Genomic DNA, 25,526 nt, shown 5'->3' on the forward strand with positions numbered 1-25,526 from the left:
GGTCGGTGCGTGTGGACTTACTGGCAGGGCTTTTCTTCGCGGGCCTTCCGGGCGTCCTCCAGCGAGGTGTAGATCCGGCGGTCGCCGCTGTTGACCCAGATCTCCTTGGTGGTCTTGCCCTCGAACTTCATGTCGCGGCCGCCTTGTTCCTTGGAGTCGCCCTTGTGGACGATGTAGTTGACGGTGCCGGTGCTGCCGAATTCGGAGAGGTCGGCGTGCCAGAAGATGCCGAAGTCGGTCTTGCCCTTGGGCTTCATCGGGTTGGACCACTCCACGCCAGGCAGCGGGATGCCGGGGTTCTTCCAGACGTGCAGGCCCCAGCCGTCGTAGTTGTTGTCGCAGCGGTTGTAGTTGATCGCCACCTGGCCTTCGCCTGGGCTGGACGTGGCGTGGGCGGGCAGCACTGTGGCGAGGGCCAGCGTCAGGCCGGCGAGCAGTCGGGTCGCAGTGTGGTGGTGCATGAGCGTCTCCTTTTGACGTGGTGAAAATCAACCCTTGATGCCGCCGGCGGTGAGCCCGGCGATCATCCATTTCTGGGCCAGCATGAAGACGACCGTGATCGGCAGACCCGACAGGATCGCGATCGCGGCGAAGTCGCCCCAGCGGAAGTTGTGCTCGTGGGCGAGCATCTTGGTGCCCACCGCCAGCGTCAGCATCTCCTCGCGGTGCAGCAGCACGGAGGCGACCGGGTATTCGATGATCGTGCCGATGAAGGCCAGCAGGAACACCACCACCAGGATCGGCAGTGCCATCGGCAGCAGCACCAGCCGGAACGACTGCCACGGTGTCGCGCCATCGACCTTGGCGGCTTCCTCGACCTCCATCGGGATGGTTTCGTAGTAGCCCTTGATGGTCCAGATGTGCATCGCGATGCCGCCCGAATACGCCAGCAGCAGCGCCCAGTGCGTGTCCAGCCCGAAGGCGGGGAAGGCGGCCCCGATGCGGTCGAAGATGGCGTAGATCGCCACGAGGGCCAGCACCGAGGGAAACATCTGCATCAGCATCATCCCGGTCAGCACCTGCTGGCGCCCGCGGAACTTCATGCGCGCCACAGCGTAGGCGCCGGTGGTCGAGAACAGCAGCGTGACGCAGGCCGACAGCGTGGCGATCTTCACCGAGTTCCACAGCCACTTCAGCACCGGCAGTTCCGGCTCGATCAGCGTGCCGTCCGGGCCGGGGTAGGGCAGGCCGAAGGCGAACTTCCAGTGTTCGAGGCTGATGGTGTCGGGGATCAGGCTGCCGGTGGCGAAGTTGCCGGGCCGCAGCGACACCGACAGCACGATCAGGAACGGCGACACCACGAGGATGCACAGCACGATCAGGAAGGCGTGCGCGGCGGCGACGCGCCAGCGCTGGGACTTGTCGAGGACGATGGCCATGGGGAAAGGCTCCTGTTCCGTTCCGGTTCAGCGGCTCGATTGCTCAGCCAGCTTGGTGAACCGCATCTGCACCAGCGTGATGGCGGCGACGATGAAGAAGATCACCGTCGAGATGGCCGAGGCGAGGCCGAACTGCTGCCCCGAGTCCTGGAAGGCCATGCGAAAGGTGTAGGACACCAGCAGGTCGGTCGAGCCTGCGGGCACGCTGATGTCGAGGAAGTCGGGCCGCCCGCCGGTCAGCAGCGTGATCAGCACGAAGTTGTTGAAGTTGAACGCAAACGACGAGATCAACAGCGGCGTCAGCGGCTTGAGGATCAGCGGCAGCGTGATCTGGGTGAAGTTGGTGATCGGGCCGGCGCCAGCGACCGCGGACGCTTCGTACAGGTCGGCCGGGATCGACTTGATCAGCCCCATGCAGACAATCATCATGTACGGGAAGCCCAGCCAGGTGTTGACGATCAGGATCATCGTCTTGGCCAGGAACGGGTCCGAGAACCATGCCGGCTTGACCCCGAACAGCGCGTTCAGCACCAGGTTCACCTCGCCCATGCTCTGGTTGAACATGCCCTTGAAGATCAGGATCGAGATGAAGCCCGGCACCGCGTAGGGCAGGAACAGCGCCAACCGGTACACGCCCTTGAAGCGCAGGCTGTCCCAGTTCAGCAGCACCGCCAGCAGCATGCCCAGCGATGCCGCGAACAGGACTGTCAGCCCCGAAAACGCCACCGTCCACAGGAAGATGCGCCCGAACGGTTCGCGGAACTTGCTGTCCGTGAAGATGCGGGCGTAGTGGGCCAGCCCGACCCCGACCTTGAACCCCGGCGTCACCGGCTCGCCCGCGGCGGTCTCGAAGAAGCCGGTCTTGAAGTTCGGCGTCAGCACGACGTTGTCGCGCAGGTTCTTCAGCGTGCCGTCGGGCTGTGCGGCGTAGAGCGGCTGCACCGGGCTGAACTGGCGCAGCGAAGCCATGCGCACCTTGACGCCGTCGGGCGTGACCAGCGTCAGCGGCTTGAGCAGCTTCTGGCGTGCGATCACCTCGGTCAGTGGCGCGGCGTCGGCGCTGGCCGTGGCCGCGTCGGCCGCGCTCAGGCGGATCTCTGCGGCAGCGCCATCAAGGGCCAGCGGTGGCGAGGTGAAGACCTTGTTCTCGTCGTCCTGGTCCTGCAGGCGCAGGCGGAACTGGCCCTCCGCGCCGGCACCCACCAGTGCGAACGAGAACACGCCGCCCTCGGCCTGGTACGTCTCATCCACCAGGTATTGCCGCGCGCGCTCGAAGTCGAGCAGGTTGCGCGAGCTGTAGTTGGTGAAGCCGATCGACACCGTGTAGAGCATCGGGAACACCACGAACACCGCCGCCGCCGCGATGCCGGGGAATAGGTAGCGCAGCGCCATCGTCTTCGCCGACGAATAGGTCCACGCGGCCAGCGCCACCAGCACCAGCAGCATCCCCGCCAGCAGCGTCTCGCCCACGGCGTACATCAGCGTGACGAGGTAGAGCGCCGCCAGCGCGAGCAGCACCAGCAGCACGGGACCGGCAAAGCGGCGAACGGGGTGATCGAGTCTCATGGTGTGTCGGCCAGTGCTCGCGGGCTCACTTGGTCAGCATGCGCTTGGCAGCGGCGTCCATCGCCTCCTTGGGCGACTGCCGACCGTCCATCACGTTGCCCAGCGCCGAGACCATCGCCGACCAGAAGCGGCCCATCTCGGGGTTGTTGGGCATCGGGGCGCCGTCCTGGGCCGAGGCCATCGTCGCGGCGATGTTCGGGTTGGACTTGACCTCGTCGAAATACGCCTTGCTGGCCGGCACCGCGATCGACTCGGCGTCGTTGAGCGTTTTCAGCCCCTTCGGCGTGAGCATGTAGTTCTCGATGAACTCAACCGCGAGATCCTTGTTCGGCGACGCCTTGTTGATCATCGCGCCCTTGACGCCGACGAACGGGGCGGCCTTCTTGCCGTTGACCATCGGGATCTTGGCCACGCCGTAGTCGATGTTGGCCTTCTTCAGGTTGTCCCACGACCACGGGCCGTTGATCATCATCGCGACCTTGCCTTGGGCCATCGCGCCTTCCATCTCGGCGTAGCCGGATTCGAGCGGCATGTATTTCTCGCGCAGCAGCTTGTTCAGCAGCTCGACACCGGCCACCGCGCCCGGGTTGTTCACGCCCACATCGCTGCCGTCATACGTGCCATCCGCCTTCTGCTTGAACGCATACCCGCCCCCCGCGGCCAGCAGCGGCCAGGTGAAGTAGGTGTTGGTGTAGTCCCAGAGGATGGCGCGCTTGCCCTGCGGCTGGAGCTGCTTGTCGAGGGCCAGCACCTCCTCGAAGGTCTTCGGCGGCGCCTTGACCAGCGCCTTGTTGTAGACCAGCGAGATCGCCTCGATCGAGTACGGATAGGCCCAGGTCTTGCCGCCGATGCTGAACGCCTTCCACGCCAGCGGGTCGATGTCGGCCTGCACCTTCTTGCTCGGCGTCACCGGCACGATCAGGCCGCCCGCGATCCACTCGCCCGCCCGGTCGTGCGCCCAGATCCAGATGTCCGGACCTTTGCCGCCGGCCGCGGCCTGCTGGAACTTGCCAGGGCCGTCTTCCGGCGCCTCGACGGTGACGGGGATGCCGGTCTTGGCAGTGAACTCGGCGCCGATCTTCTGCATGCCCTTGGCGCCGTCGGTGCTGTACCAGATCAGCAGCTTGCCGGGTTCGGCGGCGAGCGCGGCCGGGGCGGTGAACGCGCCCGCGGCGAGCAGGGCGGCGCCGAGGGCGGAAAGGGCGAAGGTGGAGCGGGTGGCGGTCATGGCGGTTCCTCGGGGATGCGGGAGGGCGTGTCTGGTCAGGTCAGGTCCGGCGCGGCAGGGCGAGCCCCTGGGCGTCGAAGAGGTGGCAGCGGTGCGGCGGCAGCACGAGGTGCGCCGCGTCGCCGCTGGCGAGCGGGTTCTCGGGGTCGGTGCGGGCGACGACGGTCTGCGGCACGCCGGCCACCTGCAGGTACAGGTAGGTCACGTCACCCAGGTGCTCGGCGGCCTGCACCGTACCGCGCACCTCGTTGCTGCCGGGCTGGGCGCTCGCCTGCAGGTGCTCCGGCCGCACGCCCAGCGTCACGGTCGAGCCGTGCGGCAGCCGGCTGGCATCGACGTTCGCCGTGACGAAGTGGCCGCTGTCCAGGCGGACCTCGGCCCGGTCGTTGCCGGCCCACTCCAGCTTGCCGGGCATGAAATTCATCGTCGGCGAGCCGATGAAGCCCGCGACGAACAGGTTGGCGGGGTGGTGGTAGAGCTGCATCGGCGTGCCGACCTGCTCGATCACGCCGGCATGGAACACGGCGATCCGGCTGGCCAGCGTCATCGCCTCGACCTGGTCGTGGGTGACGTAGACCATCGTGGTCTGGAGTTCGCGGTGCAGCCGCGCCAGCTCGACGCGCATCTGCACGCGCAGCGCCGCGTCCAGATTCGACAGCGGCTCGTCGAACAGGAACACGCCCGGCTTGCGCACGATGGCGCGGCCGATGGCGACGCGCTGGCGCTGGCCGCCGGAGAGGTCTTTGGGTTTGCGCGCCAGCAGCGGCTCGATCTTGAGGATCTGCGCGGCGCGCTGCACGGCGGTGTCGATCTCCGGCTGCGACATCCCCGCCAGCTTCAGCCCGAACGCCATGTTCTGGGCCACCGACATGTGCGGGTAGAGCGCGTAGCTCTGGAACACCATCGCGATGGAGCGCTTGGAGGGCGGGATGTCGTTGACGAGCTGGCCGCCGATGTGCAGCTCGCCCGAGGTGATCTCCTCCAGCCCGGCGATGCAGCGCAGCATGGTCGACTTGCCGCAGCCGGACGGCCCGACGAAGACCATGAACTCGCCATCGGCCACGTCGAGGTCGATGCCGTGCAGGATCTCCGTCTGGTCGAAGGACTTACGCAGCGCCTTGAATTTCAGATCAGCCATGACGTTCCTCTCAAGCCTCCAGGGCGCCGAAGTAGATCCCGTGCGGCGGCAGCGAGAAGTGGGTGCCCGTGCGGCGGGCTCGTTGTGCGTCGGGCAGGCCGGGCACGTTCATGGGGACACTCGCCGGCGCGTCGTCGAGCGTGATCTGCAGTGGTTCGGTGCCCAGGTTGAGCACGATCAGCAGGGACGGGCCGAGCTTGCGCAGCGGCGCCTCGCGCACCAGCGCCATCACCGGCTCGGGCGCGTCGAGGAAGCGGATGCCGCCCTTGACCAGCGCCGGGAACGAACGCCGCCACGGCAGCAGCGCGCGCATGTAGTGCAGTGGCGCGTGCGGATCGGCCTCGCTGACATCGACGGCACGCGGGCGGTGCGCGTCCACCACCGGCAGCCACGGCTTCACGTCCAGCCCGCCGCTGAAGCCGGCGTGCGGCGCGTCGGCCTGCCACGGGATCGGCGTGCGGCAACCGTCGCGGCCCTTGTACTCGGGCCAGAAGGCGATGCCCGGCGGATCGACCAGCGCCTCGAAGGGCAGGTCGGCTTGTTCCAGCGCGAGTTCGTCCCCCTGGTACCAGCACACGCTGCCACGCAGGCTCACCAGCATCGTCAGCATCACGCGCACGAAGGACTCCGGTGCGCCCGTGCCCTTCCAGCGGGTGAGCACGCGCTCGGCGTCGTGGTTGCCGATGGTCCAGCAGGCCCAGCCGCCCTGGCCGGGTTCGGCCGCCGCGGCTTCGAACTGCTCGACCTGTCGGCGCAGGTGCGCGGCGCTCGCGTCCGGCGACAGCATCGAGAAGCTGTAGGTCATGTGCAGGCGCCGGTCGCCCGCGGTGTAGGCGAGCATCGTGGCCAGCGCGTCCGCGTCGCCCACCTCGCCCACGCTGGCCGCACCGTATTCATCCAGCAAGGTGCGCACTTCTTCGAGGAACAGCACGTTTTCCGGGCGGTTCTTGTCGTGGACGTGCGCCTGCAGGTCGTAAGGGTTGTGCGCTGGAGCGCGGTTGATGTCCGGCGGCAGCGGGTCGTTCGAGCGCAGCGCCTGGTCGTGGAAGTAGTAGTTGGTCGTGTCGAGGCGGAACCCGTCCACGCCGCGGTCGAGCCAGAAGCGGATGTCGCTCAGCACGGCCGCGCGCACGGCCGGGTTGTGGAAGTTCAGGTCCGGCTGCGCGGTCAGGAAGTTGTGCAGGTAGTACTGGCGGCGGCGCGTGTCCCACTGCCAGGACGAGCCGCCGAACACGCTCAGCCAGTTGTTCGGTGGTGAGCCGTCCGGCTGCGCGTCGGCCCAGACGTACCAGTCGGCGCGCGGGTTGTCGCGGCTGGCGCGGCTTTCCTGGAACCAGGCGTGGGTGTCCGCGGTGTGGGACACCACCTGGTCGATCATCACCTTCAGGTTCAGCGCGTGCGCCCGCTCGATCAGCCGGTCGAAGTCGGCCAGCGTGCCGAATAGCGGATCGACATCGCGGTAGTCCTCGACGTCGTAGCCGAAGTCCTTCATCGGCGACTTGAAGAACGGCGAGATCCAGACCGCGTCCACGCCGAGCCCGGCGATGTAGGACAGCCGCTCGATGATGCCGGGGAGGTCGCCCACCCCGTCGCCATTGTGGTCGGCGAAGCTGCGCGGGTACACCTGGTACAGCACCGCGCCGCGCCACCAGTCGGTGCCGACCGGCTTTTCCCGGGTGTCCCTGAAGGGTGATGACGTCATGACTGGCTTACCACCACACCTCGGCCTGGGCGCCGAAGGTCGTGCCCGTCTTCTTGGTGCCGAAGACCCCGTTGGCCTGCGTGCCGGCGGCGTCGTTCCACTTGGCGTGGGTCACGAAGGCGCGGAAGACCGGGCGGGCCCAGAAGCCGGTGCTCAGCGTGAGCTGCTGGGCGAGGGTGACCTTGGCGACCTTGGGCTTGCTGCCGCCGTCGGTCTCGCCTGCGTCGTAGCCGACTTCGAGCACCGTGCTGTGCAGGTCGTTGTAGTTGTACTGCGGCCGGATGCCGACGCTCATGAAGGTGTTGCTGTTGGGGCCGCCGAAGTTGGCCTTGCCGTAGCTGGCGGTCACCACGCCGGTGATCTTCGTGCCAGCTGGCGCGAAGTACAGGTGGTCATGGATGCGCCACGAATGGCCCTTGGCGACACCGCCGCCCTGGTAGGTCGGCAGCCACTCGAAGCCGCTGCCCAGCTTGCTGCCGTAGACGATGCCGAACTTGTTCCAGCCACCGAGCACACCGCTCTGGGTGTGCTGCAGGAACAGCATGGTGCCATTGCCGGTTTCCTTGGTGACGTCGGCGGATGCGGTACTGCCGTTCAGCAGGACCAGCTCGGCTTCGAGCTTGCCGTTCGGGTTGACGTCGATGTCGTAGAAGCGGGCCGAGTAGCGCTTGCCGACGATGTCGTCGACGCCGTTGGCGTTGCCACCATTCTGGAAGTAGGCGAGTGACACCTTGGCCGGGCCGGCGTTGATCTCCTCGATGCCGGCGCCCATGCCGTTGTTGCCCCAGTAGTAGTAGTCGCTCATGTGGATGTCATGGCGGTTGTAGAACCGCTTGCCCACCCAGACCTTGGCCGCGTCGAGCGCGCCGCCGTCGAAGAAGCCGCCCGCTTCGATGAACGCCTGTTCGCTGGCGATGTTGAGCGTCTTGTCGTCGGTGCTTTCCCAGGCCTGCTTGCCCTTTTCCTTGAACGACAGGGTCTGGTGGTACTTGGCCCAGGCGCCGTCGGACTTGCCGAAGGGGATGATGGCGGTGGTGCTGGCGAAGTTGTCGCACTCGTTGCCCAGCCGGTACTTGGAGCGGATCGGCCAGGTGCCGTCGCCGCCGAAGCACTGCAGGTTGCCGCCTTCGCTGGTGCCGCCGACCTGGGTGCGCACGTAGCCGTGCAGCTCCACGCCTTCCGCCTGCGCCGCCGCCGCGACGAACAGACCGCTCATGGCCAGCGCCAGGGGCATCAGCCCCACCAGCCCCGATGTCTTCTGCAGGTTCTTTTGCATCTCGATGCTCCTCGTTGAATGAGCGCTCTGAATCGATTCAGAGACGACAGGGCGCGATTCTGAATCGGTTCAGAAAACCGTCAAGTTCTGTGAAGTCGGGGATTTCCCTAGGCCAAGGGAAATCCTGAGGCGTCAGTTCTGGGCAGTTCAGGTGTCGCGGACGACCAGCTCGACACCGAGTGCGGGCGGTCGCAGCCCGTCGAGCAGCGCCTGGACGGCGAGCACACCCTTGCGGTGTGCGTCCTGGCGCATCGTGGTCAGCCCCGCGGTGGCGGCGTCAGGGATGTTGTCGAAGCCGACAGCCGCCGCCAGCGTCACCCCGGGCCAGGTGCGCACCTCGGCCAGCGCGGCCAGGGCCATGCGGTCCGTCATGCCCACGACCGCGATCCGGCTGCCCGCTGGCAACGACACGCGGAGGGCGGCCAGCACCTGCGCCGACGTCTCGGGGTGGATGTCATCGACCTCTATCCAGTCGACCGTGTCGAGCGCCCGGCCCAGCCGCCGGGCGGCGCGCACGAAGCCGATGCGCCGCTCGATGGCCACGGACGCGCTGCGCGGCTGCACCTTGCGCCCGGCGGCCATCGCGTGCCGACGCTGCTGCCCGTTCAGTGTGAAGCACACGGCGAGCACGCGGTCGGGCTGCTTCGACAGCGCGTAGGTCATCGCCTGGTCGGCGCCGTCGCGGTCCTCGATGCCGATGCTCGGCACCCCTTCCACGACCGTGTCCACCAGCACCAGCGGCTTGCGTGCGGCCACCACTTCCGGGACCAGGTTGGCGCCGATCTCGGCGTGGACGATGAGCGCGTCGGCGGTGGTCTGGAACGCGGCGGCGAGCTGCAGGTCGCGGCCGAGCTTGGGGATGAGTTGCAGCGACAGCGCGCGCTGGTCGAGTTCGTGGCTGACGCCGCGCAGGAAGTCCAGGCTGATCGGGTCGGTGAGGGCGAACTCCAGTCCGTGGTGGTAGACCACCGCCACCTCGCGCACCTCGTCGCGTCGCCGCAGCGCGCGGGCGGCGGGATCCGGGCCGAAGTAGCCCAGCTCGCGTGAGCGGCTGATGATCTCGGTGCGCAACGTCACCGAGAGCTGGTCCGGGCGGTTGAAGGCGTTCGAGATGGTGGCGGGGCTGACGCCGAGCGCCTTGGCGACGTCGCTCGCGGTGACCTTGGTGCGGGGGGCGGGTGGGGCCGCGGGCGGGGCGGGCTCGGGGCTGTTCGGTTCCGTGCGCTTGGAGGACATGGGACTCGCGTGGTCTTTGACAGAGGCATTGTCAGCGCTTGTGGCCCTGCCGTGGGCAAGATCGAACAGCGCGAACTGGCCAGCCATATATCGTCGAACAGTGCTTACACCACGGCCAGGGGTCTACAGCACAGCCACAAAGCACAACGGGTCAGCACCTTGTGAGCGCTAACCCGTTGATTTTATTGGTGCCGGAGAGAGGAGTCGAACCCCCGACCTTCTCATTACGAATGAGCAAAAGTGCGTATTTTGGGGCGTTGATGCGTGTTGATGTGAGAGGCTGATTCCTTGTAAATCAAGCACTTGCGCTGTTCGTTGTGTTGATGCGTGTTCATCTGCATGCCGTGATTCGTCTTACACCAGCACTTACACGGCTGGCCCATGTAAGACCAGAGGCACCAGATGGCACGAACCAAGCTCACCGTCGGCCGAGTCACCGCGTTCACGTCGCACGGGAAGGGGCAGGCGTTCCTGTGGGATGACGCCGCGCCCAATCTGGCGCTGCGGGTGACGGCTTCGGGGTCGAAGGCGTTCATCTTCCAGACCGAGTACGCCGGGAAGACCCTGCGCCTGACCATCGGCGCCCCGGAGTCGTGGAGCATCCCCGAGGCCCGCGCCGAGGCACGCCGCCTGCAGACGCTGGTGGACAAGGGCGCCGACCCACGGGCCGAGAAAGCCGCCACCATCGCCCAGGCGCAAGCCGACCGCGAAGCCGCCGCCGTGGTGCGCGCCCGCGAGTCCGTGACGGTGGGCGAGGCGTGGGCGGTCTACCTGGAAGCGCGGCGCCCGAAGTGGTCCCCCCGGTCCTACCTGAACCACACCCGCATGGCCGCGCCCGGTGGCGAGCAGCGCCAGCGAGGGGCAGGGAAGACCGTGGCCGCCCCGCTGGCCGCGCTGCTGCCCCTGCGCCTGTCCGAGCTGAACGCCGACGTGCTGGCCGCGTGGCTGGATCGGGAGGCTGCCGAGCGTCCCACCGCCGCTGCGTCCGCCTTCCGGCTGGTGCGGGGTTTCATCCGCTGGGCGGGCGAACATCCCGAGTACCGCGCCCTGATTGCCCCGGACGCCTACCGCTCCAAGGCCGTCAGCGAGGCCGTGCCGCCGTCGAAGGCGAAGGAGGGCGACTGCCTGCAGCGCGAACAGTTGCCCCTGTGGTTCAAGGCGGTGCGCGAGCTGGCGAACCCGGTTCACGCCGCCTACCTGCAGACCGCCATCCTGACCGGCGCCCGCCGCGAAGAGCTGGCCGGGATGCGCTGGGAGGACGTGGATTTCCGCTGGGGCAGCATCGCCATCGCCGACAAGGTGGAGGGCGCCCGCGTCATCCCGCTCACGCCCTACGTGTCGCGCCTGCTGGCCGCGCTGCCCAGGCGGAACGAGTGGGTGTTCAGCAGCCCGACCGCCGCCGATGGCCGGCTGAAGGAGCCGCGCACCGGGCATGAGCGCGCCCTGGCCGCTGCTGGCCTGCCGCACCTGAGCATCCACGGCCTGCGCCGCTCATTCGGGACGCTGGCGGAGTGGGTCGAGATGCCTGCCGGTGTCGTGGCGCAGATTCAGGGGCACAAGCCGAGCGCCACGGCAGAGAAGCACTACCGCCGCCGCCCGCTGGACCTGCTGCGCATGTGGCACACCCGTGCCGAGGCGTGGATGCTGGAACAGGCCGGCATCGAGCAGCCCAGCGCCAACGAGGAACCGGGCGCGTTGCGTGTGGTGCATTCCCGTTGATGCGCGTTGATGTGTGTAACGCTACGGACTACAATCAACCATGATTCAGAACTTCCGACACAAGGGGCTGAAGCTGTTCTTCGAGACGGGCAGCACTGCCGGGATTCGAGCCGAGCACGCCGCGAAGCTGGGGGCCATGCTGCGCCGCCTGAACGTGGCGACCGATGCGCAAGGCATGAACCTCCCCGGCTGGAAGCTGCACCCGCTGAAGGGGGCGCTGTCGGGCCACTGGTCCGTGTGGGTGTCGGGGAACTGGCGTCTGACCTTCACCTTCGTGGGCGAGGACGCCGAACTGGTCGATTACCAGGACTACCACTGACGCAAGGAGCCTCACATGGCACGCATGTTCAACCCCCCGCACCCTGGCCTGACGCTGCGCGACGACGTGTTGCCTGCGCTGGGTCTGAACGTCACCCAGGCGGCGCAACAGCTCGGCGTGAACCGCGTCACCCTGTCGCGGGTGCTGAACGGCCACGCAGCGATTTCGCCCGAGATGGCGTTCCGCATCGAGGCGTGGCTTGGCAAGGAGCGCGGTGGAGACGCCCGGCTGTGGCTGGCGGAGCAGCTCGCCTATGACACGTGGCAGGCCGAGCAGCGGCTGAAGGTCACCCCGCTGAACGTGCAGCGGGCACCGGCTGAACTGGCCGCGTGAGCGCCATGAAGACGCTGAACACCTTCCGCGCCGAACTGCTGGCCGACCCGGTGACCTGCAGCGCCTACCTGAACGATGCCCTGAGCGAAAGCCCCGGCGCACTCTGCCGGGCACTGCGTCATGTCGCTGAGGCGCATCGGCTGGCGCTGCCGACTGGCGATGACCTGGAGCTGTCGGACGTTCAGGCGGTGCTGCGCGCCGCGGGTCTGCGCCTGGCTGTCGTGCCTGCCGCCTGAGTTTTCGCCACGGCCAGGCCAGTGAAGCGGGCCGTAGCGTAACGCCGTCTGGGGCCAGGGGAAACTCAGCCTCAGTGGGGTTGTGCAACAAAGCCGACGCAACTCGGTATTCACTTAGACAACAGGAAGTCTTCGATGTTGCTGCGCAGACCTGCAAGCAGTCTCTATGGCTGGGTGGACGCCAGGCCGAAAAGCAGCTTCCGACCGACAGCGTGGCCGGCGTGCTGAACTTCTTCCGCGACGAAGTGGATTCCAATCTGGAGGGTGTGCCACCCATCCTGACCTTGCTGGCCGATCACGGTGCCAAACTTGGGAATCCGCTGTCGCTCGTCTGATCGGGTCGCCCAGCCAGTTCTGGTTTCAATTCCGGCTAAGCTGCTGGCCGCCACCAACACAGCCGGGCTGCCACCCGACGCGACAGGGATGAATCCACGCAAAGCCAGTACCCGCACCCCAGCGGGACACCACCCGGCCGAGTCCGGCGTCAAGACTTCCTCTGCACCTGGACGCGCCGACTGGTCGGCCATCCGCCAGAAGCTACAGGATTTTGTCCATGTCTACCGCGACGCCAACTACGAGCGCGGTCAGGCCCAGCCGTACTGGAACGCCTTGTTGCGCTGCTTCGACGTGGGCGAGCCGGTGCTGAAGAAGGCGTTCGAGCACCGCCTGAAGCTCGGCAAGAAGAACAACTACGTCGATGCCTTCATCCCAGGCAAGCTGATCGTCGAGCACAAGGGCAGCCACGTCGATTTGGGTTCGGCCGTCGAGCAACTGCAGGGCTACTACGGCCTGCTGCCGCCCAGCGAGCAGCCGCGTTACGCCGTGCTGTGCAATTTCCAGCACTTGCGGCTGTACGACTTCAGCAATCTGGCGCGCACGGTGGTGCATGAATGCGGCATCGACGAGCTGCCCGAGAAGGCGGAGCTGTTCAAGTTCCTGCTGCCGCAGGAGGACAGTGTCGGCTTCCTCGAACAACCGGGTGTCGATATCAAGGCGGCCCGTGCAGTGGCTGATCTGCACGCTGCGCTGACGGCCGATGGGTACGGTGGGCGGGATCTGGAGATCTTGCTGACCCGGCTGATTTTCTGTTTCTTCGGCGATGACACCGGGATCTTCGGTGAAAACACCCAGATTCATCGCTTGCTGCTGAACTCGGCCGACGATGGCGGCGATCTCGGCTCCACGCTGTCGAAGCTGTTCGAGGTGCTGGACACGCCGGTTGCCAGGCGTTCGGCCAAGCTGCCGACCAAGTTCGCCGACTTCGCCTATGTCAACGGCCGGCTCTTTTCCGAGTCCTGCCGGCTGCCGGATTTCGACGCCGCACAGCGTGCGGTCATCCTGCAGTGCTCGGCGCTGAACTGGGGCAGCATCAGCCCGGCCATCTTTGGCAGCATGTTCCAGGCGGTGCTGGAGAAGGGCCGCGAGGATGTCAAGAAACTGGCGGCTGCACGCCGTGAGTTGGGGGCGCACTACACCAGCGAGCGCAACATCCTGCGGGCGCTGGGGCCGCTGTTTCTGGACGAGCTGAAGGCGGAGCTGGAGGCGGCCAAGCGCAACAAGGGCAAGCTGCAGGCGCTGCACGAGCGGCTGGCGGGACTCCGTTTGCTGGACCCGGCCTGTGGTTGCGGCAATTTCCTGGTCGTGGCGTTCCAGCAACTGCGCCTGCTGGAGATCGAGCTGGTGCATCGCCTGCACGGCGACGCGACCAAGAGCCGTGGCCTGCTGGACATGCGCGATCTGCTGCGGGTGCAGGTGGACCAGTTCTACGGCATCGAGATCGACCCCTCCGCTGCGCACATTGCCCGCGTGGCGCTGTGGATCACCGACCACCAGATGAACCTCGTGGCCGCCCAGCGTCTGGGTCAGGCGCGGCCCAGCGTGCCGCTGACGCACAGCGCGACCATCGCCGAAGGCAATGCGCTGCGGCTGGATTGGGCGGCTGTGCTGCCGCCGGGGCAGTGCAGCTATGTGGTGGGCAATCCGCCGTTCGTGGGCGCCAAGTTCCTGAGCGATGGACAGCGTGAAGACGTGGCCTTGGCCTTTGGCGACTTGAAGAATGCGGGGCTGCTGGATCTTGTGGCTGCTTGGTACGTCAAGGCTGCGCGCTACCTCCAGGCAGCGCCGGCCATGCGGGCAGCTTTTGTCTCCACCAACAGCATCACGCAGGGCGAGCAGGTCGGCGTCCTGTGGGGCTGGATGCTGGCGCAGGGCATGAAGATCCAGTTTGCACACCGCACGTTCCAGTGGAGCAACGACGCCAAGGGCGTGGCAGCGGTCCATTGCGTGATCGTGGGCTTTGGTGGACAGGACCGGGCGGGCAAGCGGCTCTTTGAATACCCGGACATCAAAGGCGAGCCTGTAGAGGTCGCCGCTCGCAACATCAATCCCTATCTGGTCGATGCGCCAGACGTGGTGCTGCCACGCCGCAGCACGCCGCTGTGTGCGGTGCCCGAAGTCGGTATTGGCAACAAGCCGATTGACGGCGGGCATTACCTGTTCACGACCGAGGAGCGCGACGAGTTCCTTCGCATCGAGCCAGACGCTGCTTGGTTCTTTCGCCGCTGGATCGGTGCTGACGAATTTCTCAACGGCTACGAACGCTGGTGTCTGTGGCTGGGCCAAGCCAGCCCGGCGGAGCTGCGCGCCTTGCCCGAATGCCGCAAGCGCATTCAGGCGGTGCGAGACGTTCGGTTGGCCAGCAAGAGTGCGCCGACGCGCAAGCTGGCTGACACGCCGACGCGGTTCCACGTTGAGAACATGCCTGACAAGCCCTACTTGGTGCTACCTGAGGTGTCGTCTGAGCGCCGGTTTTTCATTCCTTTTGGGTTTGAGAAGCCAGAAACCTTTTGCAGCAATCTGGTGAAGATCGCTCAGGATGCTTCGTTTTATCACTTAGGGGTGTTGTCCAGCACCATGCACAACGCCTGGGTCCGTGCGACGTGTGGGCGCATGAAAAGTGACTACCGCTACTCGGCGGCCATCGTTTACAACAACTACCCGTGGCCCGGCGAGTCCTTGATCGACAAGCAGCGTGTTGCCATCGAGGCGGCTGCACAGGCGGTGCTGGCTGCGCGGGCAGCGTTTCAGGATTCGTCCCTGGCCGATCTCTACGACCCGCTGACCATGCCCCCCGCGCTGCTCAAGGCCCACCAGAAACTCGACAAGGCCGTCGATGCCGCCTATGGCTACACCGGCAAACCCGACGACACCGAGCGCGTGGCCTTTCTCTTCGGGCGGTACCAGCAACTGGTGGACAGCGAGGCAAGCGGCAAGGCAAAGTGAGGCCGCCGGCTGAACTGGCGGCCGGATGCACAAGGACGTCCACCATGCAGACCTACGAAACCGACCTGAACGCATGGGCCAACGAACAGGCCCGGCTGCTGCGTGCGGGTCGCTTCGACCTGCTCGACATCGAACACCTCGCCGGGGAGATCGAAGACGTGGGCAAGAGTGAACAGCGCGCGCTGGCCAGCCGGATGGCGGTCCTGCTGGCGCACCTGCTGAAATGGCAATACCAGCCCGAGCGGCGCGGCGCGAGCTGGGAGAAAACCATCAAGGCGCAGCGCAAGGACATCCGCTACGCCCTGGGCGAGTCGCCTAGCCTGGAGCCGAAGCTGCAGGAACCGGCGTGGCTGGATGTGGTCTGGACACGCGCCGTCGCGCAGGCAGTCAACGAAACCGGGCTGGACGCTTTCCCCGAGGTGTGCCCGTGGGCGGTGCGCGATGAGGTGCTGTCGGAGACTTGGTGGCCGGGGAACGGGTGAGCATTGCAGCACCCCTGAAAGCACAACGGGTCAGCGCCTTGTGAACGCTAACCCGTTGATTTCATTGGTGCCGGAGAAAGGAGTCGAACCCTCGACCTTCTCATTACGAATGAGCTGCTCTACCAACTGAGCTACACCGGCGAAAGAACGATATTGTAGCCCATGAAAATCAGGCTTGTGAAGCCCCTTCGCTGGAATTCACAGGCGAATTCTCGGCCAGGTGGTACTCGGTGGCGCGCTGCACTTCATTCTTCGAGCCGAGGATGACGCTGACCCGCTCGTGCAGCTTGGTCGGCGTCAGGTCCATGATGCGCTGGTGGCCGTTGGTGGCCATGCCGCCGGCCTGCTCGACGAGGAAGGCCATCGGATTGGCTTCGTACATCAGGCGCAGCTTGCCGGGCTTGTTCGGCTCGCGCTGGTCCCACGGGTAGAGGAACACGCCGCCGCGGGTCAGGATGCGGTGCACGTCGGCGACCATCGAGGCCACCCAGCGCATGTTGAAGTCCTTGCCGCGCGGGCCTTCCTTGCCGGCCAGGCATTCGTCGATGTAGCGCTTCACCGGCGGGGCCCAGTGGCGCATGTTCGACATGTTGATCGCGAATTCCTTGGTGTCGGCCGGGATCTGCACATGCTCGCTGGTCAGCACCCACGAGCCCGTCTCGCGGTCGAGCGTGAACATCGCGACGCCGTCGCCCACCGTCAGCACCAGCGTCGTCTGCGGGCCGTAGACGCAGTAGCCGGCCGCCGCCTGGAACTTGCCCGGCTGGAGGAAGTCCTCTTCGCTCACGCCCCGGTTGTGGCCGACCTTGCGCAGCACCGAGAAGATGGTGCCGATCGAGACGTTCACGTCGATGTTGCTGGAGCCGTCGAGCGGGTCGAACAGCAGCATGTACTCGCCCTGCGGGTAGCGGTTGGGCACGACGTGGATGTCGTCCATTTCCTCGGATGCCATCGCCGCGAGGTGGCCGCCCCACTCGTTGGCCTCGATCAGCACCTCGTTGGAGATGATGTCGAGCTTCTTCTGGACTTCGCCCTGCACGTTCTCGCTGCCGGCCGAGCCAAGGACTTCGCCGAGCGCGCCCTTGTTGACGGCAATGGCGATGCGCTTGCAGGCGCGGGCGACGACTTCGATCAGCAGGCGGAGCTGGCCGGGGATGTGGCCGTGCTCGCGCTGCTGTTCGACGAGGTACTGGGTGAGGCTGATGCGTTTGGTCATGGGCAGTGCCGGATCAGGAGTTACAGAGGCGTTTCAGGGGATTCCCCGATCCTACCGCCTCCAGATTTCAGTCTGCCAACGCCCGCGTGACGATTTCGCGCGTATCGGCCGACAAGTCCGCCTTGCCGGCAATGCGCTCGATCGCGGCCCGCGCGTGGCCGCGATACGGCTCGGCCAGCGCACGCCAGCGGTCCAGGGCGCGGGCCATGCGCGAGGCGAGCTGCGGGTTGAATCCGTCCACTTCCTGCACCTTGTCGGCCCAGAAGGCGTAGCCAGCGGCGTCGGTGCGGTGGAAGGCCCCCGGGTTGAGCTGCGTCAGCGTCAGCAGCAGGCTGCGGGCGCGGTTGGGGTTGCGCAGCGAGTAGTCGGGGTGGCGGGACAGGGCCTTGATCTGCTCGAAGACCTGGCCGTCGTGCTCGGGGGCCGCCGCCTGCAGCGCGAACCATTTGTCGATGACCAGCGCCTCGTTGCTGAAACCAGCGTGAAACCGCTCCAGCGCCGCGCCTGCCAGCGCCGAGCGGCCGTGGACCAGCGCAGTCAGCGCGCCGAGGCGGTCGGTCATGTTGCCGGCGTCCTTGAAGCGCTGCAGCGCCTTGCCTTGCCACAGCGGCTCGCCTTGGGCCACGCCGTCGAGCACGAGCATGTTCAGCGCCAGATTGGCCAGCGCCCGCCGGCCGCACGACACCGGGTCCGGCCGGTAGCCGCCGGTCTGGCTGTGCTGCCCCCAGGCGGCGACCCAGTCGGCGTGCAGGCCGCGTGCGAGCTGCGCGCGCATCGACTCGCGGGCGGCGTGGATCTTCTGTGGGTCGATCGGCTCGCCGGCCTCGGCCATGCGCTCGGCCAGATAGCCTTCGCTGGGCAGCGTCAGCACCAGCTCCTTGAACGCCGCGTCCAGCGCCGTGTCGTTCAGCACGGTCTGCATCGCCGAGCGGTAGGCGTCATCGAGCACCAGCGCGCCGCCCTGGCGCACCGCCGCCAGCAGCCGCTGCACCGCCAGCCGCTGGCCGGCCTCCCAGCGGTTGAAGGCGTCGGTGTCGTGGCCGAGCAGCGTGAACAGCTCGGCCTCGCTCGCGTCCCATTCCAGGATCACCGGTGCCGAGAAGCCGCGCAGCAGCGACGGCACCGGCGCGGCGCTCAGGCCGTCGAAGGTCCACGACTGCGACGCGCTGTCCAGCACGAGCACGCGGTCGGTGCCGGCGATCGGCTGGCCGGCGGCGTCCAGCAGGCCCATCGCCACCGGGATCACGAACGGCTGCTTGAGCGGCTGGCCGGGCGTGGCGGGGGTGTGCTGGCTCAGCGTCAGCGTGTAGCGGCCGGATTCGGCGTCGAACGAGCCTTGCGCCTTCAGGCGCGGCGTGCCGGCCTGGGCGTACCAGTGCTTGAAGGTGTCCAGCCGTCCGGCCAGCGCGCTGTCCGGGTTGGCGTCGGCGATGGCCTGCGCGAAGTCGTCGCAGGTCACGGCCTGGCCGTCGTGGCGCGCGAAGTACAGGTCCATGCCCTGGCGGAACCCGGCGCGGCCGACGAGCGTGGCCATCATGCGCACGACCTCGGCGCCCTTGTCGTAGACGGTGGCGGTGTAGAAGTTGTCGATGGCCTGGTACTGGTCGGGCCGCACCGGGTGCGCCATCGGGCCGGCGTCTTCCGGGTACTGGCTCTGGCGCAGCTGGCGCACGTCCTCGATGCGCTTGACCGCGCGCGCCGAGGCCTCGCCCGCCATGTCCTGGCTGAACTCCTGGTCGCGGTAGACGGTCAGGCCTTCCTTCAGGCTGAGCTGGAACCAGTCGCGGCAGGTGATGCGGTTGCCGGTCCAGTTGTGGAAGTACTCGTGGCCGACGACGCTCTCGACGTTGCCGAAGTCGATGTCGGTGGCGGTCGCGGGGCTGGCCAGCACGAACTTCGTGTTGAAGATGTTCAGGCCCTTGTTCTCCATCGCGCCCATGTTGAAGTCGCTGACGGCGACGATCATGAAGCGCTCCAGGTCGAGCTTCAGCCCGAAGCGCGCCTCGTCCCAGGCAATCGACGCGATCAGCGAATTCATCGCGTGTTCGGTCTTGTCGAGGTCACCGGCGCGGACGTAGACCTGCAGCGTGTGGTCGGATCCTGAGCGCGTGCGGATCTTCTGCTCGCGGCAGACGAGGTCGGCGGCCACCAGCGCGAACAGGTAGCTCGGCTTCGGGTGCGGGTCGCTCCAGACGGCGTAGTGGCGGCCCTTGGGCAATTCGCCGGACTCCACCAGATTGCCGTTGGACAGCAGCATCGGGTATTTCTTCGCATCCGCCCGCAGCGTGACCTTGAAGACCGCCATCACGTCCGGCCGGTCGGCGAAATAGGTGATGCGGCGGAAGCCCTGGGCCTCGCACTGGGTGAAGAAACCGCCGCCCGAGGTGTAGAGCCCCGAGAGCTGCGTGTTCTTTTCGGGCGCGCAGGTGTTGCGGATCTCCAGCGCGAACGGCTCGGCGGGCAGCTTGTCGAGCACGAGCTGGCCATCGTCGAAGTGGAACGACACGCTCTCGCCGTTCACCTGCACGCGGGTCAGCGTGATGTCCTCGCCGTCCAGGCGCAGGGGCTGACCAGGGCGTTCCGGGTTGGGCTCGACCTGCATCCGGCTGATGACCAGCGTCTTGGCCGGCTCCAGCTCGAAGGTCAGATCGACCGAGCGGATCCAGTGGCTCGGCGCGACGTAGTCCTCGCGCCGGGTCAGGGTGACGGTACCTTCACGCATGGCTTGTCTCTTGTTGTCAGCCCAGGCTGGGCGGCAGGGTGTAATCGGTGAAATCGGCGATCGACTGGAGCACGTTGTCGTAACCCGCGAAGGCTTGCGCCGGCAGCGTGGTGGTCAGCACGACCGCCGCCATGCCGCCGTTGCGCGCCGCCTCGATGCCCAGCGGGGCGTCCTCGAAGACGAGGCACTGCGCCGGCGCCACCCCGATGCGGCGCGCGGCTTCCAGGAAGATGTCCGGGTGCGGCTTGCCGCGCAGGCCGTCGGCGGGGCTGGTGACGGTGTCGACCAGCGCGCCCAGCCCGAAGCGGGCGAAGGCGATGGCGATGTTCTCGGGCGGCGCGGCGGTGCAGATGGCGATCTTCAGCCCGCGGGCGCGTCCCTGGGCGATCACCTCGCGCGCGCCGGCGATCAGCGTCAGCTCGCGCTCGGCGATCTCGCGGTAGAGGGCTTCCTTGCGGGCGGCCATCGCCTGCAACGCCTCCTCGCCCTGCGCTGGAAACAGGTCGCGCAGGATTTCGAGGTTGGTCCGCCCCGCCGTGGCGGCGAAAAAGCCGGCCTCGTCGTAGGGCAGGCCGGTCTCGGCGTGCCAGAGTGCCCAGGAGCGTTCGTGCAGCGGCATGCTGTCGATCAGGGTGCCGTCCATGTCGAACAGCAGTGCGGCCAATGTCATCGAAATTCCCCTGCGTGGACCGGATCACCGACGGGTGATCACAGCCCCTGTTTCAGACTCGCCTCGATGAACGCATCCAGATCGCCATCCAGCACCTTCTGCGTCGCCGAGATTTCCACGTTGGTGCGCAGATCCTTGATGCGGCTGTTGTCCAGCACGTAACTGCGGATCTGGTGGCCCCAGCCCACGTCGGTCTTGGTGTCTTCCAGCTTCTGCTGCTCTTCCATGCGCTTGCGCATCTCGTGGTCGTACAGCCGCGAGCGCAGGCGCTTCCACGCCACGTCACGGTTGCTGTGCTGGCTGCGGCCGTCCTGGCACTGCACGACGATGCCGGTCGGGATGTGCGTCAGCCGCACCGCCGAGTCGGTCTTGTTGATGTGCTGACCGCCCGCGCCCGAGGCCCGGAAGGTGTCGGTGCGCACGTCCGAGGGGTTGATGTCGATCTCGATCGAGTCGTCGATCTCCGGGTAGACGAACAGCGACGCGAACGAGGTGTGGCGCCCGCCCGAGGAGTCGAACGGCGACTTGCGCACCAGGCGGTGCACGCCGGTCTCGGTGCGCAGGTGACCGAAGGCGTAGTCGCCTTCCACCTTGATGGTCGCGCTCTTGATGCCGGCGGTGTCGCCCTCGGTGATGTCCTCGACCGTGGCGGTGAAGCCCTTGCGCTCGCAGTACTTCAGGTACTGGCGCAGCAGCATCGACGCCCAGTCGCACGCCTCCGTGCCACCCGCACCCGCCTGGATGTCGACGAAGCAGTTCATCGGATCGGCCGGGTTCGAGAACATGCGGCGGAATTCGAGCTTCTCGACGATGTCGCGCAGTGCGGCGGCTTCGGTCTCGATGGTCGTCAGCGAGTCGAAATCCTCCTCGTCCTTCGTCATCTCGAAGAGTTCGGTGTTGTCGGAGATCTGGCCCGTGAGGTGGTCGATCGTGCCGACGACGGTCTCCAGCGAGCGCTTTTCCTTGCCCAGTTCCTGGGCACGCTTCGGGTCGTTCCACACCGCGGGGTTTTCCAGCGCGGCGTTGACTTCTTCCAGTCTCAGGCCTTTGCGTTCGTAGTCAAAGATACCCCCTTAGCGCGTTCGTGCGCTCGCTGAGGTCGGCCAGGGTGTTGCCAATGGCGTTGATGCGTTCGATGTCCATGGGTCGCTCGATGCTGTCTGCGGCGTGCCGAAGGCGTCGGCACGCGAAAGGCGCGATTTTGGCATGGACGCCCCCGCGAAAACGCAGGGTGGTGGCTGTTCAGCCGGTGTAACCGAGGTGCTCGGCCAGACGGACGGCCAGTGCTTCGGGCTGGTCGTGGTGCAGCATGTGGCCGCAGGGGCTGAGCAGGTGCCGCGTCAGCACGGGCACAGCCTCCAGCCGCGACTCGAAGTCCGCCCGCGGGAAGCGGTCGCCCCACCATTTCGTCACGTCCGTCTCGTCACCTTCGACCCACAGGACTGGTGCTGTGATCTTCGCCCAGCAGGCCAGCACCTCCTCCTTGCGGTAGAGCTGCGGGTTGACCTGCTTGTGCGCCGGATCGCCGAGGATTTCCCAGCGACCGGCGGCGTTGCGGCGCGACCAGTGCGGCGCCAGCCAGTCCGCGAAGTCGCTGCGCAGGCGCGGGTTGTTCTTGCGCAGACGGCTGGCCACGGCGTCCAGGCTGTCGTAGTCGCGCAGCTCGGCCGGTGTGCGCAGCTGGTCGAGCCACTGGGCGTAGCGGCGCGGTGCCTGGGCGGGGTGGCTCTGCGGCAGGCCGAAACCTTCGAGGTTGACCAGCCGGCGGATGCGCTCCGGGCGGATGCCGGCGTAGAGCATCACGACGTTGCCGCCCATGCTGTGGCCGACCAGATCGACCGTCGGTTCGTGCTGCAGACCCAGTCCGGGTGAGCGCAGCAAGGCGTCCAGATCACCGAGGTAGTCCGGGAACCAGAACGTGTCCGTCCCGCCGCCCGACGGAGCGCTTTCGCTCAGGCCGAAGCCGCGCCAGTCCGGTGCGATGATGTAGCGCGGCGGGCCGCCTGCGGCGCCCAGCGCATCCAGTGCATCGACCACGAACTGGAACGATGCGCCCACGTCCATCCAGCCATGTACCAGTACCAGGGGCGGCGCCTCGGGCGTGACCATCGACGGGTCGCCCCAGGCCATCACGTGGTAGCGCAGGCCGCGGATCGGCACGAACAGCGAGCGCGCCGCGCGGCGCGCGGCATAGGGCAAAGGAGAGGGCGTGGTCATGCCCTCACTCTACGGGGCGGGGCGGATCCTGGAAGTCACCGGCGCGATAGGTCAGCACCAGCGTGTCGCGCCAGCCCGCAGCGCCGTCGGGCTGGATGGGCGTGCTTTCATGGACCACGCGCGGATCGTCGAGCAGCAGCGCACTCCACGGCTGGTCCAGCGTGAAGCGCACGCCGAGCGGGCCGTCCGCCTGGAACACGCGTGTCTCGCCGCCCAGCACGCCCTCGCGCGCCACCAGCAGCACGGCGACGAAGTTGACGCCGTCGCGGTGCGCGCCTTCCGGGGTGGGGCGGCCGACGCCGCCGGTCGTGTCGATGCGGAAGGGGTGGGCTTCGATGCACCAGCGGCCGTCGAAGGGTGGCTCGCTGGGCGTGTCGTGCGCGGCGGCGGCGAAGACGTCGCCCAGGTGCTGCACGACGGCGAGGAAGGCGGGCGAGGCGGCCATGGCCGGGGCGAGCGGCGCGAAGTCGCGCAGCATGCCGCCATGCAGGGCGTTGTAGGTGGTCGGCTGCCAGTGCGGGCGGTGCGGCACCGCTGTCAGCGTGCCGGCGCGCGTGTCCTGCACGAAGCTGCCATGGCGACGGCGGCGGTAGCGGCCGCCGTCCTTGAGGTGCTGGTCGGGCGGCAGGTCGTGCCAGAACGGGTCGAGGCCGTGCAGCGCGTCGAGCGGGACGCCGGTCGCCACGGCCAGTGCGTCGGGCGACAGGCGCGCGAAACCCTGGGTGCGCAGGTGGTCGGCGGCCTGGGCGCTCTCGGGGCCGGTCAGCGCGTCGGGGTGGGAGAAGGTGGGGAGCATCCGGTCATTCTGCCTTGGCCTCTGCGGGCTGCCATTGCGCCAGCACCATGGCCGCACAGATCAGCAGCGCCCCCAGCCAGCCGCGCAGCGCGAGCTGCTCGTTGAGCATCACCCAGCCGCCGATGGCCGAAAACAGTCCCTCGCTGCTGTAGATCACGGCGGCGTGCGAGGCGAGGGCGTCGCGCTGCGCGATGACCTGCAGCGTGTAGGCCACGCCGATCGACAGCACACCGCCCCAGGCGATGGCGCCGCCGGCCTGCAGCACACCGTCGAGCGTGATCGTCTCCCGGCCGAGCGCCACCAGCATCGACAGTACCCCTGCGACGAGGTACTGCAGCACCGACAGCCTGAGCGGGTCGTGCCTGCGTGCCAGATGACCGACCAGCAGCATGTGCACTGCCCACATCAGTGCGCCACCGAGCTGCAGCCAGTCGCCGGGGGCGATGGTGGCGTCGGCCTTCACGCTCAGCAGGTACATGCCCAGCGTGGCCACCGTGACGGCGATCCAGACCTGGCGCGACACCGCGGCCCCGCCCAGCCGCATCAGCACCGGCACCAGCACGACGTAGAGCCCGGTGATGAAGCCGGCGTTGCTGACCGAGGTGCCGAGCAGGCCGACCTGCTGCAGGTTGATCGCGATGAACAGCACGAGGCCCAGCAGCGCACCGGCCCCCAGCACGCCCTGGCTCGGCACCAGCGGCACCGACGCGAACGGCCCGCCGCGCCACCACCACAAGGGCGCCACCAGCGCCGCGCCCAGCAGCATCCGCGCGCCGGTGTAGGTGAACGGGCCCACCGTGTCCATGCCCATCTGCTGCGCGACGAAGGTCGAGCCCCAGATGGCGGCGGTGAGGAGCATGAGGAGGTCGGTGCGCAGCGCGGATCGGTTCATCCCCCTAAGATAGCCGATCACCTCAGCCGACCCTGTCCAGGAGACCTCCCGCATGCAACCCGTCACCCTCGGCCGCAGCGACCTGCGCGTCAGCCCGATCTGCCTCGGCACGATGACCTTCGGCGAACAGGTCGACGAGCCGACCGCCTTCGCCATCCTCGACCGCGCGCTCGAACTCGGCATCGATTTCATCGATACGGCCGAGATGTACGCCGTGCCGCCGCGCCCGGAGACCTACAACAAGACCGAGACCATCCTCGGCAACTGGTTCGCCAGCCGTCCGGAGGCGCGCCGCAAGGTGACGCTGGCGACCAAGGTGGCCGGCCCGTCGCGTGGCATGCCGTGGATCCGCAACGGCAGTGCCGACCTCACGCCCGAGGACATCGTGGCGGCCTGCGAGGGCAGCCTGCGCCGCCTGCAGACGGACGTGATCGACCTCTACCAGATCCACTGGCCGGTGCGCGCCGTGCCGGCGTTCGGCGCGACGTATTACGACCCGGCCCGCCGCGACCAGCCCGGCAGCAGCATCGAGGCGCAGCTCGAAGCCCTGCAGCGCCTGGTGCGCGACGGGAAGGTGCGCGCGGTCGGCGTGTCCAACGAGACGTCCTACGGCGTGTGCGAGTTCATCCACGTGGCCGAGCGCGCCGGCCTGCCGCGCATCGCCACGGTGCAGAACGCCTACTGCCTCGTCAACCGCGTGCCCGACAACGGGCTGGACGAGGCGATGCACCGGCATGACGTGTCGCTGCTGGCCTACTCGCCGCTGGGCTTCGGGCTGCTGACGGGCAAATATGACGCGGTGGGTCTCCATGACGCGCAGCACCAGCCGGGTCGGCTCGCCCTGTTCGCCAGCATGAAGAAGCAGCGCTGGGCCCGTCCCGAAGCGCTCGAAGCCGCCCGCGCCTACAACACGCTGGCCCGCGAGCACGGCCTGACACCGACGCAGCTCGCGCTGGCCTTCTGCTACCGGCGCTGGTCGGTGGCCAGCACCATCATCGGCGTGACCAGCGTGGCGCAGCTCGAAGAGGATGTGGCGGCGTGGGATGTGCAGCTCAGTCCCGAGCTGCTGGCGCAGATCGACGCGCTGCGCCGCCGCTTCGGCGATCCGGCGATCTGA

Annotated in this window: 23 protein-coding genes and 1 tRNA gene; 8 read left to right on the plus strand and 16 right to left on the minus strand. The window is 67.4% G+C overall.

Annotation, left to right across the window (positions count from 1 at the left end; translation table 11 throughout):
- Positions 1-17 precede the first annotated feature (17 nt).
- The 8 genes from U5O44_RS17955 to U5O44_RS17990 all read right to left on the minus strand — a co-directional run bounded on the left by U5O44_RS17955 (position 18) and on the right by U5O44_RS17990 (position 9,525).
- Entirely contained in the window at positions 18-461 is a 444-nt protein-coding gene (locus tag U5O44_RS17955; RefSeq protein WP_322589767.1) for a pullulanase-associated domain-containing protein, read from the minus strand.
- A 27-nt stretch (positions 462-488) separates the two neighbouring features.
- Positions 489-1,379 carry a maltose ABC transporter permease MalG gene (gene malG, locus U5O44_RS17960; RefSeq protein ID WP_322589768.1) on the minus strand — a complete coding sequence of 297 codons (891 nt, stop codon included), beginning with the start codon at positions 1,377-1,379 and terminating at the stop codon, positions 489-491.
- A gap of 27 nt (positions 1,380-1,406) precedes the next feature.
- Entirely contained in the window at positions 1,407-2,945 is a 1,539-nt protein-coding gene (gene malF / locus U5O44_RS17965) for a maltose ABC transporter permease MalF (protein ID WP_322589769.1), read from the minus strand.
- A gap of 25 nt (positions 2,946-2,970) precedes the next feature.
- Positions 2,971-4,173: a maltose/maltodextrin ABC transporter substrate-binding protein MalE gene (gene malE / locus U5O44_RS17970; RefSeq protein ID WP_322589770.1), complete on the minus strand. Its 1,203-nt coding sequence runs from the start codon at positions 4,171-4,173 to the stop codon at positions 2,971-2,973.
- Between the two features lie 40 nt (positions 4,174-4,213).
- Positions 4,214-5,311, minus strand: a complete 1,098-nt coding sequence (locus U5O44_RS17975; RefSeq protein ID WP_322589771.1) for an ABC transporter ATP-binding protein — start codon at positions 5,309-5,311, stop codon at positions 4,214-4,216.
- Between the two features lie 10 nt (positions 5,312-5,321).
- Positions 5,322-7,013 (minus strand): alpha-glucosidase, encoded by a 1,692-nt coding sequence (locus tag U5O44_RS17980; protein ID WP_322589772.1) that lies wholly within the window; start codon positions 7,011-7,013, stop codon positions 5,322-5,324.
- Positions 7,014-7,020: 7 nt separating this feature from the next.
- Positions 7,021-8,289: a maltoporin gene (locus U5O44_RS17985; protein WP_322589773.1), complete on the minus strand. Its 1,269-nt coding sequence runs from the start codon at positions 8,287-8,289 to the stop codon at positions 7,021-7,023.
- 147 nt (positions 8,290-8,436) lie between these two features.
- A complete protein-coding gene (locus U5O44_RS17990) occupies positions 8,437-9,525 on the minus strand; it encodes a LacI family DNA-binding transcriptional regulator (protein ID WP_322589774.1) in 1,089 nt (362 codons plus the stop codon).
- A gap of 402 nt (positions 9,526-9,927) precedes the next feature.
- Between U5O44_RS17990 and U5O44_RS17995 the strand changes: the two genes are divergently transcribed.
- The 7 genes from U5O44_RS17995 (at position 9,928) to U5O44_RS18025 (ending at position 15,896) form a co-directional block, all read left to right on the plus strand.
- Complete coding sequence (locus U5O44_RS17995; protein WP_322589775.1) at positions 9,928-11,244, plus strand: tyrosine-type recombinase/integrase; 1,317 nt, start codon at positions 9,928-9,930, stop codon at positions 11,242-11,244.
- 40 nt (positions 11,245-11,284) lie between these two features.
- On the plus strand, positions 11,285-11,563 hold the full coding sequence (locus U5O44_RS18000; RefSeq protein WP_322589776.1) for a type II toxin-antitoxin system RelE/ParE family toxin: 279 nt from the start codon (positions 11,285-11,287) through the stop codon (positions 11,561-11,563).
- A gap of 15 nt (positions 11,564-11,578) precedes the next feature.
- Positions 11,579-11,896, plus strand: coding sequence for a HigA family addiction module antitoxin (locus U5O44_RS18005; RefSeq protein ID WP_322589777.1), 318 nt, complete (start codon positions 11,579-11,581; stop codon positions 11,894-11,896).
- 5 nt (positions 11,897-11,901) lie between these two features.
- Positions 11,902-12,132 (plus strand): hypothetical protein, encoded by a 231-nt coding sequence (locus U5O44_RS18010; RefSeq protein WP_322589778.1) that lies wholly within the window; start codon positions 11,902-11,904, stop codon positions 12,130-12,132.
- Positions 12,133-12,212: 80 nt separating this feature from the next.
- Positions 12,213-12,467 (plus strand): hypothetical protein, encoded by a 255-nt coding sequence (locus U5O44_RS18015; protein ID WP_322589779.1) that lies wholly within the window; start codon positions 12,213-12,215, stop codon positions 12,465-12,467.
- An 88-nt stretch (positions 12,468-12,555) separates the two neighbouring features.
- A complete protein-coding gene (locus tag U5O44_RS18020; protein ID WP_322589780.1) occupies positions 12,556-15,414 on the plus strand; it encodes a DNA methyltransferase in 2,859 nt (952 codons plus the stop codon).
- A gap of 44 nt (positions 15,415-15,458) precedes the next feature.
- Complete coding sequence (locus U5O44_RS18025) at positions 15,459-15,896, plus strand: DUF29 domain-containing protein (RefSeq protein ID WP_322589781.1); 438 nt, start codon at positions 15,459-15,461, stop codon at positions 15,894-15,896.
- 65 nt (positions 15,897-15,961) lie between these two features.
- Here the strand turns inward: U5O44_RS18025 and U5O44_RS18030 are convergent.
- The 8 genes from U5O44_RS18030 to U5O44_RS18065 form a co-directional block, all read right to left on the minus strand.
- A tRNA-Thr gene (locus U5O44_RS18030) sits at positions 15,962-16,037 on the minus strand.
- A 28-nt stretch (positions 16,038-16,065) separates the two neighbouring features.
- The gene (locus U5O44_RS18035; RefSeq protein ID WP_322589782.1) at positions 16,066-17,112 is read right to left on the minus strand and encodes a class 1 fructose-bisphosphatase; all 1,047 of its coding nucleotides are present in this window, start codon (positions 17,110-17,112) and stop codon (positions 16,066-16,068) included.
- Positions 17,113-17,179: 67 nt separating this feature from the next.
- Positions 17,180-19,834 carry an aminopeptidase N gene (gene pepN, locus U5O44_RS18040; RefSeq protein WP_322589783.1) on the minus strand — a complete coding sequence of 885 codons (2,655 nt, stop codon included), beginning with the start codon at positions 19,832-19,834 and terminating at the stop codon, positions 17,180-17,182.
- 16 nt (positions 19,835-19,850) lie between these two features.
- Positions 19,851-20,504: an HAD family hydrolase gene (locus U5O44_RS18045; RefSeq protein WP_322589784.1), complete on the minus strand. Its 654-nt coding sequence runs from the start codon at positions 20,502-20,504 to the stop codon at positions 19,851-19,853.
- 38 nt (positions 20,505-20,542) lie between these two features.
- A protein-coding gene (gene prfB / locus U5O44_RS18050; RefSeq protein WP_322589785.1) for a peptide chain release factor 2 occupies positions 20,543-21,647 on the minus strand; the annotation gives its coding sequence in 2 pieces (ribosomal slippage) (positions 20,543-21,565 and positions 21,567-21,647; 1,104 coding nt in all).
- 99 nt (positions 21,648-21,746) lie between these two features.
- Positions 21,747-22,721 carry an alpha/beta fold hydrolase gene (locus tag U5O44_RS18055; RefSeq protein WP_322589786.1) on the minus strand — a complete coding sequence of 325 codons (975 nt, stop codon included), beginning with the start codon at positions 22,719-22,721 and terminating at the stop codon, positions 21,747-21,749.
- Positions 22,722-22,725: 4 nt separating this feature from the next.
- Entirely contained in the window at positions 22,726-23,517 is a 792-nt protein-coding gene (locus U5O44_RS18060; protein ID WP_322589787.1) for a 2OG-Fe dioxygenase family protein, read from the minus strand.
- A gap of 4 nt (positions 23,518-23,521) precedes the next feature.
- A complete protein-coding gene (locus tag U5O44_RS18065; protein WP_322589788.1) occupies positions 23,522-24,376 on the minus strand; it encodes a DMT family transporter in 855 nt (284 codons plus the stop codon).
- 85 nt (positions 24,377-24,461) lie between these two features.
- Between U5O44_RS18065 and U5O44_RS18070 the strand changes: the two genes are divergently transcribed.
- Positions 24,462-25,526: an aldo/keto reductase gene (locus tag U5O44_RS18070; RefSeq protein ID WP_322589789.1), complete on the plus strand. Its 1,065-nt coding sequence runs from the start codon at positions 24,462-24,464 to the stop codon at positions 25,524-25,526.

This window comes from Sphaerotilus sp. (assembly GCF_034519685.1).
Lineage (GTDB): Bacteria > Pseudomonadota > Gammaproteobacteria > Burkholderiales > Burkholderiaceae_C > Sphaerotilus.

What these genes read in the sequence shown, in the direction of transcription:
- U5O44_RS18070 (WP_322589789.1), top strand. Translation starts at nt 24,462, where the DNA reads ATGCAACCCGTCACCCTCGGCCGCAGCGACCTGCGCGTCAGCCCGATC.
- U5O44_RS17990 (WP_322589774.1), bottom strand. Translation starts at nt 9,525, where the DNA reads ATGTCCTCCAAGCGCACGGAACCGAACAGCCCCGAGCCCGCCCCGCCC.
- malE (WP_322589770.1), bottom strand. Translation starts at nt 4,173, where the DNA reads ATGACCGCCACCCGCTCCACCTTCGCCCTTTCCGCCCTCGGCGCCGCC.
- U5O44_RS18010 (WP_322589778.1), top strand. Translation starts at nt 11,902, where the DNA reads ATGAAGACGCTGAACACCTTCCGCGCCGAACTGCTGGCCGACCCGGTG.
- U5O44_RS18045 (WP_322589784.1), bottom strand. Translation starts at nt 20,504, where the DNA reads ATGACATTGGCCGCACTGCTGTTCGACATGGACGGCACCCTGATCGAC.
- U5O44_RS18020 (WP_322589780.1), top strand. Translation starts at nt 12,556, where the DNA reads ATGAATCCACGCAAAGCCAGTACCCGCACCCCAGCGGGACACCACCCG.
- U5O44_RS17980 (WP_322589772.1), bottom strand. Translation starts at nt 7,013, where the DNA reads ATGACGTCATCACCCTTCAGGGACACCCGGGAAAAGCCGGTCGGCACC.
- U5O44_RS18025 (WP_322589781.1), top strand. Translation starts at nt 15,459, where the DNA reads ATGCAGACCTACGAAACCGACCTGAACGCATGGGCCAACGAACAGGCC.
- U5O44_RS18060 (WP_322589787.1), bottom strand. Translation starts at nt 23,517, where the DNA reads ATGCTCCCCACCTTCTCCCACCCCGACGCGCTGACCGGCCCCGAGAGC.
- U5O44_RS18035 (WP_322589782.1), bottom strand. Translation starts at nt 17,112, where the DNA reads ATGACCAAACGCATCAGCCTCACCCAGTACCTCGTCGAACAGCAGCGC.
- malF (WP_322589769.1), bottom strand. Translation starts at nt 2,945, where the DNA reads ATGAGACTCGATCACCCCGTTCGCCGCTTTGCCGGTCCCGTGCTGCTG.
- U5O44_RS18000 (WP_322589776.1), top strand. Translation starts at nt 11,285, where the DNA reads ATGATTCAGAACTTCCGACACAAGGGGCTGAAGCTGTTCTTCGAGACG.
- U5O44_RS18005 (WP_322589777.1), top strand. Translation starts at nt 11,579, where the DNA reads ATGGCACGCATGTTCAACCCCCCGCACCCTGGCCTGACGCTGCGCGAC.
- U5O44_RS18055 (WP_322589786.1), bottom strand. Translation starts at nt 22,721, where the DNA reads ATGACCACGCCCTCTCCTTTGCCCTATGCCGCGCGCCGCGCGGCGCGC.
- pepN (WP_322589783.1), bottom strand. Translation starts at nt 19,834, where the DNA reads ATGCGTGAAGGTACCGTCACCCTGACCCGGCGCGAGGACTACGTCGCG.
- U5O44_RS17985 (WP_322589773.1), bottom strand. Translation starts at nt 8,289, where the DNA reads ATGCAAAAGAACCTGCAGAAGACATCGGGGCTGGTGGGGCTGATGCCC.
- U5O44_RS18065 (WP_322589788.1), bottom strand. Translation starts at nt 24,376, where the DNA reads ATGCTCCTCACCGCCGCCATCTGGGGCTCGACCTTCGTCGCGCAGCAG.
- U5O44_RS17955 (WP_322589767.1), bottom strand. Translation starts at nt 461, where the DNA reads ATGCACCACCACACTGCGACCCGACTGCTCGCCGGCCTGACGCTGGCC.
- U5O44_RS17995 (WP_322589775.1), top strand. Translation starts at nt 9,928, where the DNA reads ATGGCACGAACCAAGCTCACCGTCGGCCGAGTCACCGCGTTCACGTCG.
- malG (WP_322589768.1), bottom strand. Translation starts at nt 1,379, where the DNA reads ATGGCCATCGTCCTCGACAAGTCCCAGCGCTGGCGCGTCGCCGCCGCG.
- U5O44_RS17975 (WP_322589771.1), bottom strand. Translation starts at nt 5,311, where the DNA reads ATGGCTGATCTGAAATTCAAGGCGCTGCGTAAGTCCTTCGACCAGACG.